This window comes from Nocardia sp. NPDC051787 (assembly GCF_040681325.1).
In the GTDB taxonomy this organism is placed as follows: domain Bacteria; phylum Actinomycetota; class Actinomycetes; order Mycobacteriales; family Mycobacteriaceae; genus Nocardia.
In genome coordinates this window covers 68,826-84,635 of the sequence record NZ_JBFAYO010000001.1, presented here as the reverse complement: position 1 = coordinate 84,635, position 15,810 = coordinate 68,826, and the positions used below count along the sequence as shown (strand labels likewise).

At 67.9% G+C, this 15,810-nt stretch carries 15 protein-coding genes; 9 read left to right on the top strand and 6 right to left on the bottom strand.

All coding sequences use genetic code 11. From position 1 onward, the window contains the following. Positions 1-23: 23 nt before the first annotated feature. Positions 24-335, top strand: coding sequence for a GNAT family N-acetyltransferase (locus AB0M45_RS00420; RefSeq protein WP_364320873.1), 312 nt, complete (start codon positions 24-26; stop codon positions 333-335). A gap of 82 nt (positions 336-417) precedes the next feature. Here AB0M45_RS00420 and AB0M45_RS00415 read toward each other — a convergent pair whose 3' ends face one another. Further along, positions 418-1,179, bottom strand: a complete 762-nt coding sequence (locus AB0M45_RS00415) for a 1-acyl-sn-glycerol-3-phosphate acyltransferase (RefSeq protein ID WP_364321733.1) — start codon at positions 1,177-1,179, stop codon at positions 418-420. Positions 1,180-1,315: 136 nt separating this feature from the next. Here AB0M45_RS00415 and AB0M45_RS00410 point away from each other — a divergent pair, with 136 nt between their 5' ends. The 3 genes from AB0M45_RS00410 to AB0M45_RS00400 all read left to right on the top strand — a co-directional run bounded on the left by AB0M45_RS00410 (position 1,316) and on the right by AB0M45_RS00400 (position 3,362). Beyond that, complete coding sequence (locus AB0M45_RS00410; RefSeq protein ID WP_364320870.1) at positions 1,316-1,960, top strand: YqgE/AlgH family protein; 645 nt, start codon at positions 1,316-1,318, stop codon at positions 1,958-1,960. A 176-nt stretch (positions 1,961-2,136) separates the two neighbouring features. Further along, positions 2,137-2,622 carry a sigma-70 family RNA polymerase sigma factor gene (locus AB0M45_RS00405; RefSeq protein ID WP_364321730.1) on the top strand — a complete coding sequence of 162 codons (486 nt, stop codon included), beginning with the start codon at positions 2,137-2,139 and terminating at the stop codon, positions 2,620-2,622. After that, positions 2,619-3,362, top strand: a complete 744-nt coding sequence (locus tag AB0M45_RS00400; RefSeq protein WP_364320867.1) for a zf-HC2 domain-containing protein — start codon at positions 2,619-2,621, stop codon at positions 3,360-3,362. Before AB0M45_RS00405 ends, AB0M45_RS00400 begins: the two co-directional genes overlap by 4 nt. Before the next feature lie 61 nt (positions 3,363-3,423). Here AB0M45_RS00400 and AB0M45_RS00395 read toward each other — a convergent pair whose 3' ends face one another. From AB0M45_RS00395 to AB0M45_RS00385, 3 genes are all read right to left on the bottom strand, one after another. Beyond that, positions 3,424-4,194: an ABC transporter permease gene (locus AB0M45_RS00395; RefSeq protein WP_364320864.1), complete on the bottom strand. Its 771-nt coding sequence runs from the start codon at positions 4,192-4,194 to the stop codon at positions 3,424-3,426. Continuing rightward, a complete protein-coding gene (locus tag AB0M45_RS00390; protein WP_364320861.1) occupies positions 4,191-5,165 on the bottom strand; it encodes an ATP-binding cassette domain-containing protein in 975 nt (324 codons plus the stop codon). Before AB0M45_RS00390 ends, AB0M45_RS00395 begins: the two co-directional genes overlap by 4 nt. Before the next feature lie 120 nt (positions 5,166-5,285). Continuing rightward, positions 5,286-5,816, bottom strand: coding sequence for an EXLDI protein (locus AB0M45_RS00385; protein ID WP_364320858.1), 531 nt, complete (start codon positions 5,814-5,816; stop codon positions 5,286-5,288). Positions 5,817-5,953: 137 nt separating this feature from the next. On the opposite strand from AB0M45_RS00385, the gene AB0M45_RS00380 reads away from it, so the two are divergent. Genes AB0M45_RS00380 through AB0M45_RS00365 form a run of 4 tightly spaced genes read left to right on the top strand, consistent with a single transcriptional unit; the run spans position 5,954 to position 10,433 of the window. After that, positions 5,954-7,633 (top strand): thiamine pyrophosphate-binding protein, encoded by a 1,680-nt coding sequence (locus AB0M45_RS00380; RefSeq protein WP_364320855.1) that lies wholly within the window; start codon positions 5,954-5,956, stop codon positions 7,631-7,633. A gap of 52 nt (positions 7,634-7,685) precedes the next feature. Continuing rightward, positions 7,686-8,342, top strand: coding sequence for an SRPBCC family protein (locus AB0M45_RS00375; protein WP_364320852.1), 657 nt, complete (start codon positions 7,686-7,688; stop codon positions 8,340-8,342). Positions 8,343-8,382: 40 nt separating this feature from the next. Next, positions 8,383-9,396 carry a 3-oxoacyl-[acyl-carrier-protein] synthase III C-terminal domain-containing protein gene (locus AB0M45_RS00370; protein WP_364321727.1) on the top strand — a complete coding sequence of 338 codons (1,014 nt, stop codon included), beginning with the start codon at positions 8,383-8,385 and terminating at the stop codon, positions 9,394-9,396. Positions 9,397-9,449: 53 nt separating this feature from the next. Further along, positions 9,450-10,433, top strand: a complete 984-nt coding sequence (locus AB0M45_RS00365; protein ID WP_364321724.1) for an aminotransferase class I/II-fold pyridoxal phosphate-dependent enzyme — start codon at positions 9,450-9,452, stop codon at positions 10,431-10,433. Positions 10,434-10,484: 51 nt separating this feature from the next. Here the strand turns inward: AB0M45_RS00365 and AB0M45_RS00360 are convergent, their stop codons facing one another. Continuing rightward, the gene (locus AB0M45_RS00360; protein WP_364320849.1) at positions 10,485-11,822 is read right to left on the bottom strand and encodes a glycogen debranching protein; all 1,338 of its coding nucleotides are present in this window, start codon (positions 11,820-11,822) and stop codon (positions 10,485-10,487) included. Between the two features lie 229 nt (positions 11,823-12,051). Here AB0M45_RS00360 and AB0M45_RS00355 point away from each other — a divergent pair, with 229 nt between their 5' ends. Beyond that, complete coding sequence (locus AB0M45_RS00355) at positions 12,052-12,741, top strand: SDR family oxidoreductase (RefSeq protein WP_364320846.1); 690 nt, start codon at positions 12,052-12,054, stop codon at positions 12,739-12,741. A gap of 179 nt (positions 12,742-12,920) precedes the next feature. On the opposite strand, the gene leuS is transcribed toward AB0M45_RS00355, so the two are convergent. Then, the gene (gene leuS / locus AB0M45_RS00350) at positions 12,921-15,767 is read right to left on the bottom strand and encodes a leucine--tRNA ligase (RefSeq protein ID WP_364320843.1); all 2,847 of its coding nucleotides are present in this window, start codon (positions 15,765-15,767) and stop codon (positions 12,921-12,923) included. Positions 15,768-15,810: the final 43 nt, after the last annotated feature.

Here is a 15,810-nt window from a genome sequence, read left to right as displayed (position 1 = left end):
GGTGCACGGAGTAGCGTCGAGCCATGTCGACCGAGGTCAGCAACAACACCGCACTGGAACGTTTCGAGATCTACGTCGACGGTGCGATCGCCGGCTACGCCGAATACCAGGACACGGCCTCCGAACGCGCGTTCGTGCACACCGAGATCCATCCGCGCTACGAGGGCCAGGGCTACGCGCGGCTCTTGGTCGAGACCGCGCTGAACAGTACCCGCGACGACAAGCTCGGCGCGCTGCCCATGTGCCGCACGGTCCACCACTTCATCGAGACCCGCCCGGAATACCTGGCGATGGTGCCGCACTGGGCGCGCGACCGGCTCAACCTGCCGCAGTGAGCGACTGCGAACCATGTACACAGCCGAGCACGTGCTCATGCCGGAGCCGAGCGTCAGCAAAGCGCAGGCATGAGCAACGGACTCAGTAGGCCGCCACGGCGCCGTCGAGCGCCGCTTGCAGATCCTTGCGCACCAATCGGGCGATGTCACCGGGCCGGGCGGGTAGGTCGAGCACCGGGGCGCCGAAGTAGAAGCTGGCCGACTTGGCCTCCTCCCTCGTCGGCTGCACCGCCGGGTCCTTGCGCGGCCCGTAGCTCAGCCCCATGGACAGCAGCACGGGCTCGATGCCGAGCTTCATCGCCCGGAACGCGATGTGCCCGATGCCGCTGCCCACCGGCTGCACCTGGGTCGGATCGACGTCGTTGCAGGTGCCCTCGGGGAACACCGCGATGCCGTCGCCGCGAGCCATCCGCTCCGCGCAGATGTCCATCATGCGTTGACCGGCCGCGTTCACCGCGCGGATGCCATGATCCTTGCCGCGGAACACCGGGATGCCGCCCATCATGTCGATCTTGCGCCGCTGGTCGGGCTCGACGAACAGTTCGTCCTTCGCCAGCACGCGCACCCGCCCGATAACCGGCCGCAGCCCGCTGCGCCACGCCGCCGCCGCGACCGTGTAGGGATCGTTTTCGGATAGGTGGTTGATCGCGATCAGCAGCGGCCGGCCCTGGTCGATCACCGCGCGGAGCGAGGCGCGCGCCCCTTCTGCGTAGCTGACGCGGGGATGGTAGCGGCGGCCGAGAATGGCGTAAGCCCCCCAGGCTTTCAGCCGGTTCTGGCGATGATCTCGGTAGAAGTCGTACACGGTGTCGCTGTTCTCGAGGCGCACCTCGGGCGGTTCCATGACCTTGGACTCTACGATGTCGCGCCGGCACCGCAACGCGGCGTCCTGCCGCCGGGCCGCCGCCGCCCGCAAATCGGGACGACAGAACTGCGCCACAGAAGGCGCATTGTGGGCGAACAGCTGCGATGATGTCGGAGTGGCACGCGCAGAAGACCCGGATGATCGGAAGACTCGCGGCGGACACGGCGACCGCAGGCGGCGCGATTTCCGGCCCGGCGAGCAGGTGGTACGTGCCGGGACGCTGCTGGTGTCGGCCACCGAACTGGTCGAACCCACTTTCCGGCGCACCGTCGTCTACATCATCGAGCACAACGAGGCGGGCAGTCTCGGGGTCGTGCTCAACCGTCCGAGCGATACGGCGGTGCACGACGTGCTACCCCGCTGGACGGACGCGGTCGCGGCGCCGCGCACGCTGTTCATCGGCGGCCCGGTGAAACGGGACGCGGCGCTGTGCCTGGGCACCGTCCGGGTGGGCGCGCAGATCGAAGGCGTACCCGGGCTGCGTCGCGTCGACGGCCGCGTCGTGTTGGTCGACCTGGACGCCGATCCCGAGCGAGTCGGCCCGCTCGTCGAGGGCATCCGGATCTTCGCCGGCTACGCGGGCTGGACCTTCGGCCAACTGGAAGGCGAGCTGGAGAACAATGACTGGATCGTGCTGTCGGCCTTGCCGTCCGACCCGATCAGCACCGGCCGCCCGGACCTGTGGGCACACGTGCTGCGCCGCCAGCCGCTGCCGCTGGCCCTACTCGCGACACACCCGATTGAACTCGAACGCAACTGAGAACGTGTACTCCTCGAGAGGACCGAAGGAGACATGGTATGAGACACGGCAACTGATCTGGCGAGAGAGCATGGGTGACTCCTCGGGTGCGCCCGAACACCGGACCCGCAATACAAGCGGAGAGGGATCTAGTTGTGCGCAACGAAGCAGATCAGCCCGACGATCAGTCCGAATTGATGCGGGCTCTCTATCGCGAACACGCCACCCCACTGTGGCGGTACACGCTCGGCTTGGTACGGGATCCAGGGCGAGCAGAGGACATCGTGCAGGAAACTTTGCTGCGGGCATGGCAACGCCCGAACGTCTTGGACCAATCCACCACGTCGGCGCGCGCGTGGTTGTTCACCGTGGCCCGCAATCTCGCCGTGGATGAGCATCGCAGCGCCCGCAGCAGGCGCGAGTTCCGCACCGACAGCCCGCCCGAACGGGCCGCCCCGGACCAGTCCGACCGCGCACTGGACGGGTGGCTGGTCGCCGACGCACTCGGCAGGCTCAGCGCCGACCATCGCGAGGTGATCGTGCGGGCCTATTACCGAGGACTGTCCACCCACCAGATCGCCGAGGAACTCGATGTCCCGCCGGGCACGGTGAAATCCCGGATGCACTACGGCATGCGCGCATTGCGACTGGCACTACAGGAGATGGGGGTGACGAATCAATGATGGATATCACGGACGACTACACCACGTGGGACGCACCGTACGTGCTCGGCTCCCTCACCCGTGCTGAGCGCCTGGAGTACGAAAGCCACCTCGCCGGCTGCACCGAATGCCGGGCCGCGGTTGGCGAGCTGGCGGGTCTGCCCGGCATGCTCGCCATGGTCGAGACCGAGACTGCGCTCGCGATGATCGAGCCGACCGCCGCCGAGTCGGTACCGTCGATGCCGCTACCGCCGCCGATGCCGCAACTACCGACGGCGCCACCCCCGCCGCCGCGGCTCGCCGATGCCGCCGAACGGCGCAGCCGGTGGACGTCGGTCGGCGTGGCGGTGGCGGCGGCCGCGGCCGCCGTGGCGATCGCGGTGCCGATCGCCGTCACGATGTCGGAGTCTGACGGGCCGGACACACCGGGCACCACCGAGCAGGCTTTCGTCGAACGCCCGATGGATCCGCTGGAGGCGACGCCGGTCTCGGCGAGTTTCAAGCTCTTTCCGGCAGGCGATAAGACGCGGCTCGTGATGTCCTGCAGCTACCCGCCGGGCGAGCAGCAGCGCTACAACTGGGAGCTGGCCCTGTACGTCACCAGCGTCAAGGGACAGCAGCAGAAACTCGACCAGTGGCCAGCGGGCCCCGGCACCGAACTGACCATCGACCGGACCATCGACGGCCCGCCCGACCAGGTTCGCTCGGTCGAGATCCGCGCCGCAAACACTGGCCGGGTGTTGCTGGCAGGCACGGTCTGATCGATCGAACGATCCCCCGCCGGGACAAATGCCCGCGGGGGATCGTCGTGCGGCAAGCCGATCAGCGCGCCTGACGCCGGAAGATCGAGGACGACCACAGGTACCCGACCACCGTGATGCCGACGCACCAGGCGATTGCGATGATGCCGTTGTTGCCGATCTCGGTGCCCATCAGCAGGCCGCGCAGGGTCTCGGTGAACGGCGTGAACGGTTGGTATTCGGCGAACTGCCGCAGCCCGACGGGCATGGTGTCGGTGGCGACCAGCCCACTGCCGAGAAATGGCAGCATCACCAGCGGGAAGGGCGTGTTGCTCGCGCTCTCCGGGTTCGGAGCCAGCAGTCCGAGCGCCACCGACAACCAGGTGAGCGCGACCATGATCAGCGCGAGCAACGCGAACGCCGCGATCCACTCGGGCAGGTTCGCGTTCGGGCGGAACCCGATCAGCACCGCGATCGCGACCATCGCGGCGATCCCAGCCAGCGCCTGGATCAGCGCGCCGACCACATGGCCGGTGAGCATCGCCGATTGCGCGATGTCCATGGTGCGGAACCGGTTCACGATGCCCCTGGTCGTGTCGGTGGCGACCGACACCGCGACCGAGACCGTCATGTACGCCGGAATCATCAGCAGCATGCCGGGCGCGAGGTAGTCGATGTAGTTTCCGCCGGAGGACTTCTCCAGCGCGCCGCCGAAGACGAAGTTGAACACCAGCAGCAGGACGGTCGGCATCACGATGACACCGAAGGTCATGCTGGGATAGCGCTTGGCGCGCACGAGGTTGCGGCGCAGCATGGTCGCCGAATCGGCGAGCGCGTAGGACGTGGCACTCATCGCACAATTTCCTTTTCGGTGGTGGGGTGGCCGGTGAGGGTGAGGAATACGTCGTCGAGGTTGGGTGTGTGCACCGAGAGCCCCTCGACTTCGATCCGCGCGTAGTCGAGCTGGTCGATCACCGACCGCAGCGATTTCACGCCGCCGTCGCTCGGCACCGCGAGAGTGAGGTCGTCATCGTCGTCATCCGGCGTCGGTGCGACGGCCCCGAGCGCGTCGGCCGCCGCGAGCAGGGCGGACCGATCGGCGAACTCCAGGCGGATATGCCCACCCGGCACCAGCCGCTTCAGTTCGGCGGCGGTGCCTTCGGCGGCGATCTTGCCCCGGTCGAGCACGGCGATGCGGTCGGCGAGCTGGTCGGCCTCCTCCAGATACTGGGTGGTGAGGAAGACCGTGACGCTGTAGTCGTCGACCAGCCCCCGAATGATGTCCCACATCGACCGCCTGCTGCGCGGGTCGAGCCCGGTGGTCGGCTCGTCCAGGAAGATGATGCGCGGATCGCCGACCAGGGTCATGGCCAGATCGAGCCGTCTGGTCATGCCGCCGGAGTAGGTGGACGCGGTCTTGTCGGCCGCGTCGACCAGGTCGAAGCGCTCCAGCAGATCCGCGGCCAGCCTGCGGTTCTCGCGGCGCGGCAGATGATGCAGATCACCCATCAGCAGCAGGTTCTCCCGGCCGGTGAGCAGCTCGTCGACCGCGGAGAACTGGCCGGTCACCCCGATCTGCGAACGCACCTGCTTGCGCTCGGCGTCCACGTCGTGCCCGCCGACCTGGATTTCCCCCGCGTCGGCGTTGATGAGCGTGGTGAGGATCTGCACGGTGGTGGTCTTGCCCGCGCCGTTCGGGCCGAGCAGGGAGAAGATCGTGCCCTCCGCGACGGTGAGATCGATGCCGTCGAGCACCACTTGCTCGCCGAACGTTTTGCGCAAGCCCCGTGCCCAGACTGCGGGCACGCGATGGCCGTTCACCATGACTTTTCCTTTCAAAATATATGTCTTCATGCGAATGCGGGCATGTTTCACCCGCACCGCGACCGAATCCGGTGCGGCGATTGCCGGTGGGTTATTCGCTTGTCGCGCCGGGTGCGCCGGTTAGATGTCCAGATCCTCGATCTTCGGCCCCTCGGCCAGGTCGACCACCCGCTGATAGAGCTTGTCGGGGAGGTGGCCCTTCAGCTCGTCGGGCGAATCCACCACGACGAAGATGAATTCGCCCCAATCCTGCTGCCCGACGCCGAGCAGGCGACGCCAGCTCTTCGGGTCCTTCCAGTCCTTGAGCCACTTCGCACCCGCGTCGGTCGGGTAGTCGTCCCAGTTCGAATACTGGGCGTGCATCACGTATTTGCCCTTGCGGCTGCGATACACCTTGACGTGCTCGATCCGCGTATCGTTGACGTCGTGCCACTCGCCGAGCAGAGTGCCGGAGAAACGAACCTGCCGGACACCGTCGCGACCAACCTCGAGCACAATCTCGTCGAAGCCCTCCAGGCGCCCCTCCTCGAGTTCGATAAACCGGCGCAGCGCCGTGACCACCGCCCCCGAGAGGTTGCCGCCGACCAACTCCTGCGCGCGCTGGAAGAGCGGGAGGTCGTCATCGGCAACGTAGATCGTCTTGTTGGGCATGAACCCACTATACGTAGATGTATACGTACACGCAAGATCGGTGGATGCATCTTCTGATCCGCCGTTGAACCATCCGGCGGCCCAGCCCGTATCACTCGTGTACGCAGCCGAACGTTCGTCAGCGGAAGGGAGTGCCGATGCGGGTCGTGGACTATCTGGTGCAAGCGGTTTCGGCGCTGGGGGTGCGGCACATCTTCGGCGTTGACGGCGCCAATATCGAGGACTTGTACGACGCGATCTTCGACGCACCGGATGACGTCACCGGCGTGATCGCCAAGCACGAATTCTCCGCGGCCACCATGGCCGACGGCTACGCCCGCAGCACCGGTGGATTCGGCGTCGTCGCATCGACCTCCGGCGGCGGGGCGATGAATCTGGTTGCCGGACTTGCCGAATCTTTCGCGTCGCGGGTTCCGGTGCTCGCGTTGGTCGGGCAGCCACCGACGTCGCTGGAAGGCAACGGCGCCTTCCAGGACACCAGCGGACGGGCGGGCGCCATCGACGCCGTCCGCCTGTTCGGCGCGGTCAGCACCTATTGCGCGCGCGTGGAGACCGGCGCCGACCTGCCCGATCAGGTGGCCAGGGCGGTCGGCGCCGCCCGGCGCGGCGGGCCCGCGGTACTGCTGCTGCCCAAAGACGTGCAGCAGGCCGACCTGGGCGAGGTCGCGCCGTTCCGCTTGTCCTCCAGGACGCATCAATCCGACCGAGCCGGGACAGCCCGCGTGCGCGACGCACTCGCCCGGGCCCGGCACACCGGAAAGATCGTGATCATCGCCGGTGATCAAGTCGCGCGCGACGACGCGCGCGACGAGCTGGCTCGCCTGGCCACCGCGCTGGACGCCGCCGTCGGTGTCGCCCCGGACGCGAAGGACACCTACGACAATGCCGACCCCGCGTTCTGCGGCGTCGCGGGCACCATGGGTCATCCCGAGCTGGCCGCGGCCATCCGGTCCTCGGCCCTGTGCCTGCTGGTCGGCACTCGGCTGCCGGTCACCACGCGCGCCGGCCTGGAACCTTTGCTCAGCGAATGCACGGTGGCGAGTGTCGGCGTCGCCCCGCCGTACTTCCCTGCCATCCACGCGACCAGCACCGACCTGTCGCGCACCCTGGCCGATCTCGCCGAGAAACTATCGGGCGGCGCGGCAGAATCCGAACGCGACGGTTCGGCGCAACCGCCGACGCCGCTGCGCGTGCCCGACTCCACCGGTCCCGGCCTGCGCTACCGGGACCTGGTCGAGACCATCGAGGCCGCACTGCCGGAGGGCACCGACGTGTTCGCGGACGCGGGCAACACCGGCGCCGCGGTGGTGCATCATCTCCGGGTCCCGCGCGGTGGGCGGTTCGTCGTCGCGCTGGGCATGGGCGGGATGGGCTACGCGTTCGGCGCGGGGATCGGCTCCGCGTTCGCGCGGAAGGCGACGGCGGACGGCACGCGGCGCACGGTGGTCATCGGGGGTGACGGCGCGTTCTTCATGCACGGCTTGGAACTGCATACCGCGATCGAGCATGCCCTGCCCGTCACTTTCATCGTGCTGAACAACAACGCGCACGCCATGTGTGTGACCAGGGAGCAGCTGTACTACCGGGATCGATACAGCTTCAACCGATTTCGTCCCGCGTATCTCGGCGCGGGCGTCGCGGCCATGTTCCCCGAGCTGCCCGCGTTCTCGGCACACACCGCGGGCGAACTCGACCGCGCTTTGCGGTACTGCCTGGAAACCGAAGGGCCCTCGTTCCTTTCGATCGAATGCGACCCCGACGAGATCCCCCCGTTCCTGCCCTTCCTGACGACCATCGAGCAATCCAGGAACCCCTGATGAACCAGGCTCGCCCAGCCCGCACGCTGGCGCCTGCCGAGAGGAGTACACCGTGACCACAAGTTCCCTGCCCGCGCTCAGCGACATCCCGGACGTCCCAGCGGGTGTGCTGCGGATCGAGAACTCCGACAAGGACGCGACCACTCCGATCATCATGGACATGCTGCGATCGGTGTACCCGCACGACCAGATCTACGGCGAATACTGCCCGGTGCAGGCCTACATCGCCGCCCCGCCGCGCGAGGTGTACGAATACCTCGCCGATACCAGGTCGCTGGAGGAGTGGACCTACAGCCTGCGCGGGTTCGCCGAGACCGAGGAACCCGGACTCTGGCTGGCCTACGACCGGCTCGGCTCCGAGACCAAGATCTTCACCCGCACCGTCGCGCACCCCGACGCGATGACCGTCGACTATCACTGCGCCTGGGACCAGGGACAGCACCTGTGGATGATCTACCTGCTGCGCGTGATCGACGCGCAAGTGGTGTTCAACAAGCCGGGTTCGGTTGTGCTGTGGGTGAATTGCAAGCACCCGTTCTACGACGAGAACCCCTACCCCGAGACCGCGCCACCGAAGCGGCCGGTGTGGGTCGGCGACTTCTGGGAGATGTTCTCGGCTGGTCATCAGCTGGAGATGGACAACCTCAAGGCGATCTGCGAGTACCGGGCGGCGCACGGCCTGCCCATCAAGCCCGACTGGATGAAGTGAGACGCACGTGATCAACCCCCCGCACCACGACACCTCGGGACTGCCGCCGGTCAGCCTCGTCGACGTGTCCAGCTACCTGCCCGGCGAACCGGTCGGCACCGAATACTTCACCCAGTTCGCGCGCTCGGACCGGATGGCGAAGAACGTCATGTTCCGCGCGCCCAAGGGCCGCCATCACGTGGCACGCGACGAGACCGCGGTGGACATGGTCGAGCAGGCGGTGGCGCCGCTGATCGAGCGCCACGGCGACGACGCCATCACCGACGTCGACGTGCTGATCACCCATACCCAGCTGCCGGACAACCCGGTGCTCGGCTGCGGTCCCGAGGTGGCGCGACGGCTCGGCATCCGCCCCTCGTTCGTCTACGACGTGCACAACGGCGGTTGCGCGGCATTCGTGCACATGATGGCGATGGCTCGCATGGTGTTGCAGACCACCACCGCCCGCACCGCGCTGATCGCGGTGACACAGAATTGCGCCGGGCCGGTGTTCACCCAGACCGAGATCCGCAAGCTGGCCCAGGCGCCGGTGCCCGGCGACGGCTGCGGCGTGGGGCTGCTCCGGAAGGACGACAGCGCGCCGATCCTCGACATCGAATGCCGTACCTATCCCGAATTCGCCGGGGACATGGACTTTTCCACCAACGGCGAACGCAAGTACTGGGAGCCGGGCCAGGGGCAGGGCTGCGTCAGCTTCACCGAGTCCAAGGTCACCAAGGTGTTCGCCCGGGGCAACCGCCTGGTCCCCGAGGTGGCGCTCGCGGTGTGCGATCGGATCGGCGTGAAGGGCAGCGAGGTGGACACCTTCGTCACCAACCAGCCGAACCGCTTGTTCCTGCGCAACTGGCACGACGCACTGGAGCTCCCGCCGGAGCGGCATCCGGACACCTTCGACTCCTGCGGCAATCTGTTCGCCGCCGGTATCCCGGTGACCCTGGACGTGGAGAACCGGGCGGGCCGGCTGCCCAACGGATCACTGGTACTGATGGCGGCCTTCGCGCACGCGGGCGACTTCGCGGGTGCGGCCGCCGTCCGCTGGGGCGCCGCGCGATGAGCGTTCGCATCGCCGACGAGACACGGCCATCGCGGCAGTACGTGTCCCCGAGGATGCCGCCGCGATTCGACCTGAGCCTGAGCGAGAATCCGTTCCCACCGCTGCCCTCGGTGCTGCGGGCCGTGCACATGACGCTGGCCCAGGCGAATCGGTATCCGGAATTCCTGCCGCGGCAACTGCCGATGCTGATCGCACAGCACGTGGGTGTGCGGGCCGATCAGGTGGTGGTCGGCTCGGGCGCTACCGGGGTGGCGATGCAGATCATGCAGTCGCTGATCACGCCGGGAGCGGACATCGTTTATGGTGCGCCGACTTTCGACGGGTACCCGATCATGTGCGAGATGACCGGCGTGGCGGGCGTGCCGGTGCCGCTCGGCAAGGCGGGCGATCAGGATCTGCGGGCGATGCTACGGGCCATCGGCAAACGGACCGCACTGGTCGTGGTGTGCCGTCCGCACAATCCGACCGGCACGGTGATTCCGGCCGACGAACTGAAGGCGTTCCTGGCCGACGTGCCCACCCGGATACCTGTGCTCTTGGACGAGGCATATGTCGAATTCCTCGGCGCCGCCGAATACACCGACCCGCTCGCGCTGATCAAGAGACACCCTAATTTGCTTGTGCTACGCACTTTTTCGAAGGCGTACGGCCTGGCCGGGCTGCGCATCGGCTACGCCTTCGGCAGAACCGAACTGATCACGCGGGTCGGCAAACTGCAACTACCCTTCGGGATGGGCGCGGCGGCCGTGGCCGCGGTCGCCGCCTCCTACGCCGCCGAACCCGAACTGACCGCCCGAACCCTCCGCATCACCGAAGCGCGTGACGCCCTCCGCGCCGCGCTCCTGTCCCGCGGCATCGCAGTCCCGGAAAGCCACGCCAACTTCCTCTACCTCCCCGGACCCGGCATCGGCACTGCCCTACGCCGCGCGGGCATCGCCGCCAAGTGCTATTCCGACGGCAGCGCCCGGATCGCCGTCGGTGACCCAGCCGCGGACCACGCCGTCCTCCGAGCCCTCACCCCGACCTCGACACCGTAGCGCTCGAACTTCGCCACGAGATGACGTTGAGTCCGTGCGACCGGCGCGTGCCTATCCCAGCCAATCCAGCACGGACGCCGCCGTCCAGGACTGCTGCATGCTGCCCAGCGGTTCGCCGGTGAACGGCTCGTAGTACTCGGCGAAGGCGCCGTCGCTGGCCTGGCGCAGACCCTCGGCGCGCAGCATGAACGAGCGCTCGGCCCAGCCTCGCCTGGCGAAGACCCAGGAGAACAGCCAGCTCATCACCGGCCACACCGGGCCGCGCCAATACTCACGGGAGCGGAAGTCCTTGGAGACCGGCGAGGTCGAGGGCGGCAGCGCGTAGCGCAGATCCGGGTGCCCGCAGAAGCGTGGGCCCTCGAACAGCCGCAGCAGGCTGCGCTCGGTGTCGCGGGGCAGCCCGCCGCACAGCAGTGGCGCAAACATCGACAGCGTCTCGGTGTTGATCCACCGCCGCAACCGCACGTCGAAGTCCCGGGCAGCGCCGGTGCGGGCGTCGGTGGTCGCGATGACGCCCGCGCGAAAACGGTCGGCCCACGCGTGCAGGTCGCGCACGTCGGCGTTGGGCTGCTTGTACTCCTCGCCGATGTTCGCCAGGACCTCGCAGGCCAGCGCGAAGATCCCGGTGACGAACACGTCCTCGACGGCGAAGCTCATGGTTGAGGCGAGCTGGTAGTCGTCGTAGCCCGCGCGGCGCATCTGCTCGACCAGCCATAAATAGCGGTCGTACTCGCGATCGGTCGGGCGCTGGCTCGGATCGGAGATCACCAGCACGTCCTCGCGACGGTACGGCGGCAGGTCGCCGGGCATCACGTTCTCGTAGGCGCGGTCCCAGCGCGGCGAGTTGTCCATCCCGGATTCCCAGCCGTGATACAGCGTGATCCGGCCGGTCTCCTTCGGATCGCGGGCGTGCGCCAACCAGCGGTGCCAGCGCACCAGGTCCGGCCAGCGCCGGTTGAGGAACTCCTCGGCCACCGACCTGGTGGTGCGCCCGTGCCTGCGCGAATGATCCAGAATCCGCTGCACGGCGATGGCGTGTACCGGCGGCTGGGTGATGCCGGAGGTGTCCGGGCCGTCCGGTGCGTTGGCGGCCAGCTTGCGGCATTCCCAGCGGGCCGGGCCGGGAAAGTAGCCGTCCACGCCGTTGGCGAAGACGATGTGCGGGATCATCCCGTTCTTCCACTGCGCCGAAAGCAGCGTGTCCAGCTCGACCACCGCCCGCTCCACGCTCAGCGGAGCCAGTCCCACCGCGACGAACGCCGCGTCCCAGCTCCACATGTGTGGATACAGTCGTGGCGCCGCGGTGGTCATCGTGCCCAAGTCGTTCCCGCGCAGCAGGTAGGCAGCGCGGGCCGCGAGCTGGGTCGGTGTGAAGCCCGGGTGTGCCATCCCCCTATTCTGCGATGTCACCCGCAGATATGCCCGCTCAGCGGTGTCCGTTTCGGCTCCGTCCCACCGGCCGGTGGCCGGCTCCTCTTCGGCGGTTCTCAACCTCGAATGCCCCATCCCGTGATCGCTGCCCGAGAATTGTCGGTCGATTCATGCCTGCATCGCTAGTCCTTCGTCCACTGCTACGGGTTTTTACGCCTTAGTTCCACCGCCGGTTACGGTGGGGCCCATGACTTCCGCCGCGACCTCGATACCGACCGCGTTGATCACCGGTGCCAGCCGCGGGCTCGGCGCCGCCATCGCCCGCGAGCTCGCACCGACGCACGACCTGCTGCTCGGCGCCCGATCGGCCCAGGCGTTGCGCGGCATTCTGGCGGAGTTGCCCGCCGCCACGGGCTGGCCGGTTGAGTTGACCGATTATCCCGCCGTCGCCGCGGCTGCCGCGCCGATCCAGCGGCTGAATGTGCTGGTGCACAACGCCGGTATCGCCGATCTGGGGACCATCGCGGGCTCCACAGTCGAGCAATGGCGAAACACCTTGGAAGCCAACTTGATCGCGGTAGCCGAGCTGACCAGGTTGCTGCTTCCCGCGCTGCGGGCGGGCAATGGCCATGTGGTGCTGATCAACTCGGGCGCCGGGCTGCGGGCGAACGCGGGCTGGGCCTCGTACGCCGCGAGCAAATTCGGGCTGCGCGCGTTCGGTGACGCACTGCGGCTGGAAGAACCCGAACTGCGCGTGACGTCGATTCACCCGGGCCGCATCGATACCGACATGCAGCGCGAGATCATCGCCGGTGAGGGCCGCGAGTATCGGCCTGAGGAATTCCTCACACCGGAGACGGTGGCGTACGCGGTGCGCGCCGCCATCGATACCCCGCGCGACGCGCATCCCACCGAGATCGTGCTGCGGCCGTACTGAACGACCGGCGCTCCACCGGATCGCACCGCGTCCGTGCCAACGCACGGTAGCTGCACGCGGCGTGCTGTCACCACTGCCGCGCGGCGCGGCGGGACGGTGCGCTGTCCAGCCGGGTGCCAGCGCAAACTCCCGGCCACGCGCGATGTCGTGCAGTTACCGCGCCGCCTACGCCGGACGACTCAGGCGACGATGTTGACCAGACGCCCCGGCACCACGATCAGCTTGCGCGGCGCTGCTCCATTGAGCAGCTCGGTGATCTTCTCGTCGGCCAGCGCGGCCGCCTCGATCGTCGCGTTGTCGGCATCGGCGGCCACCTGAATCCTGCTGCGCACCTTGCCGTTCACCTGAATCGGGTATTCCACCGACTGCTCCACCAGCAGCGCTGGATCGGCGACCGGGAAGGGGCCGTGCGCCAGGGATTCGGTATAGCCCAGCCGTTCCCACAGCTCCTCGGCGATGTGCGGGGCGAGCGGAGCCAGCATCAGCACCATCGGCTCCACGACCGAGCGCGGCGCGCCGCCCGGGTAGGTCTTGGTCAGATGGTTGGTCAGTTCGATCAGCTTGGCGCCCGCCGTGTTGTCGCGCAGTGCGGCGAAATCCTCGTCCACGCCAGCGATCGTCTTGTGCAGCAGGCGCAGCGTCTCGTCGGTCGGCGCGGCGTCGGTGACCCGCAGCGCCCCGGTCTCCTCGTTCACCACCAGGCGCCACGCGCGTTGCAGGAACCGGTGCGCGCCGACGACGTCCTTGGTCGCCCACGGCCGCGAGGTGTCCAGCGGACCCATCGCCATCTCGTAGAAGCGGAAGGTGTCCGCGCCGTACAGATCGCACATCTCGTCGGGAGAGATCGCGTTCTTCAACGACTTTCCGATCTTGCCGTACTCCTGGAACACCTCGATCTCGGTTCCGGTGGCGTCGGTCCAGAAGAACGTGCCGTCCCGCTCGACGACCTCGGCGGCGGGCACGTAGGCGCCACGCGCGTCGGTGTAGGCGTGCGCCTGGATGTAGCCCTGGTTGAACAGCCGCCGGTACGGTTCGCTCGCCGACACGTCACCCAGGTCGTACAGCACCTTCTGCCAGAACCGGGCATACAGCAGGTGCAGCACCGCGTGCTCGACGCCGCCGACGTACAGGTCGACGCCGCCCGGATCGTTCTCGCCGTGTTCCGCGGGGCGCGGGCCCAGCCAGTACGCGTCGTTCTCCTTGGCGCAGAACGTCTCGGCGTTCGTCGGGTCGGCGTAGCGGAGCTCGTACCACGAACTGCCCGCCCACTGCGGCATGACGTTGGTGTCGCGGCGGTACCGCTTCGGCCCGTCGCCCAGGTCCAGTTCGACTTCCACCCAGTCGGTCGCCTTGGCCAGCGGCGGGGACGGTTCGGAATCCGCGTCATCCGGATCGAAGGTCACCGGGGCGAAATCGTCCAGCTCCGGAAGCCGCACCGGCAGCATGGATTCCGGCAGCGCGTGCGGCGCGCCCTGCTCGTCGTAGACGATCGGGAATGGCTCGCCCCAGTAGCGTTGGCGGGCGAACAGCCAGTCGCGCAGCTTGTACTGGATGGTGCCCTTGCCGTGGCCGTCGGCCTCCAGCCGGGCGATCATCGCCGCCTTGGCCTCCTCGACGGACATGCCGTCGAGGTAGCCGGAGTTCACCAGCACGCCTTCGCCGGCATGGGCACCCGTAGCCAGGTCGCCGCCGCTGATGACCTCGATGATCGGCAGTCCGAGAACGGAGGCGAACTCCCAGTCGCGGTGGTCATGTCCGGGGACCGCCATGATCGCGCCGGTGCCGTAGCTGCTCAGCACGTAGTCGGCGATGAAGATCGGCACGGCCTTGCCGTTGGCCGGGTTGATCGCGTAGTTGCCCAGGAAGACGCCGGTCTTCTCCTTGTTCTCCTGGCGCTCCAGATCCGACTTCGCCGCGATCGACTTGCGGTAGGCCGCGACGGCGTCGGCCGGTGTGGCGGCGCCGTCGTTGGTCCAGCGGGGGGCGGTGCTCTCCGGCCACGAGGCCGCGGTGAGCTTGTCGACCAGCTCGTGTTCCGGTGCGAGCACGACATACGTCGCGCCGAACAGGGTGTCGGGGCGGGTGGTGAAGACCTCGATCTGTTCGCCGTCGGCGTCGAACTTCACCTGCGCGCCGCGAGATCGTCCGATCCAGTTGCGCTGCATGGCCTTCACGTTCTCCGGCCATTCCAACCGGTCCAGGTCGTCGACCAGCCGATCGGAATAGGCGGTGATGCGCATCATCCACTGCCGCAGGCGCTTACGGAACACCGGGAAGTTGCCGCGCTCGCTGCGGCCGTCGGCGGTGACTTCTTCGTTGGCCAGCACGGTGCCCAGGCCGGGACACCAGTTGACCACCGAATCGGTCTGGTACACCAGTCGATACGAGTCCAGCAGCGCGCCGCGATCGGCGGGCGACATCGTGGTCCAGGACCCGCCGTCCGGCACGGCCCGTGCGCCGGACGCGAATTCGGCCTCCAGCTCGGCGATCGGGCGGGCGCGGTTCAGTTCCACGTCGTACCAGGCGTTGTAGATCCGCAGGAAGATCCACTGCGTCCAGCGGTAGTACTCCGGATCGGTGGTCGCGAAGCTGCGGCGCCGGTCGTGGCCGAGGCCGAGCCGGTCCAGCTGGCGCTGCATGGTGGCGATGTTCGATTCGGTGGTCACCCGCGGATGTGCGCCGGTCTGCACCGCGTACTGCTCGGCGGGCAGGCCGAAGGCGTCGTAGCCCAGCGCGTGCAGCACGTTGCGGCCGTGCATCCGGTGATAGCGCGCGAAGACGTCCGTGGCGATGTAGCCGAGCGGATGCCCGACGTGCAGGCCTGCGCCAGAGGGGTAGGGGAACATGTCCTGGATGAACAGCTTGTCGTCCGGGGTCGGGCCGGCCAGCGGGCCGACCGGATTCGGCGCATGGAAGGTCCCGCGCTCGTCCCACGTCTGCTGCCATCGGCGTTCGATGCGCCCGGCAAGCTCCGCGTTGTACCGGTGCTCTGGTACATCGCTTTCGGTTGCACGTGTGTCCTGCACGGTCCTGCCTTCTTGTGGTCGCCGATCCCCGTCGAACTTCGCC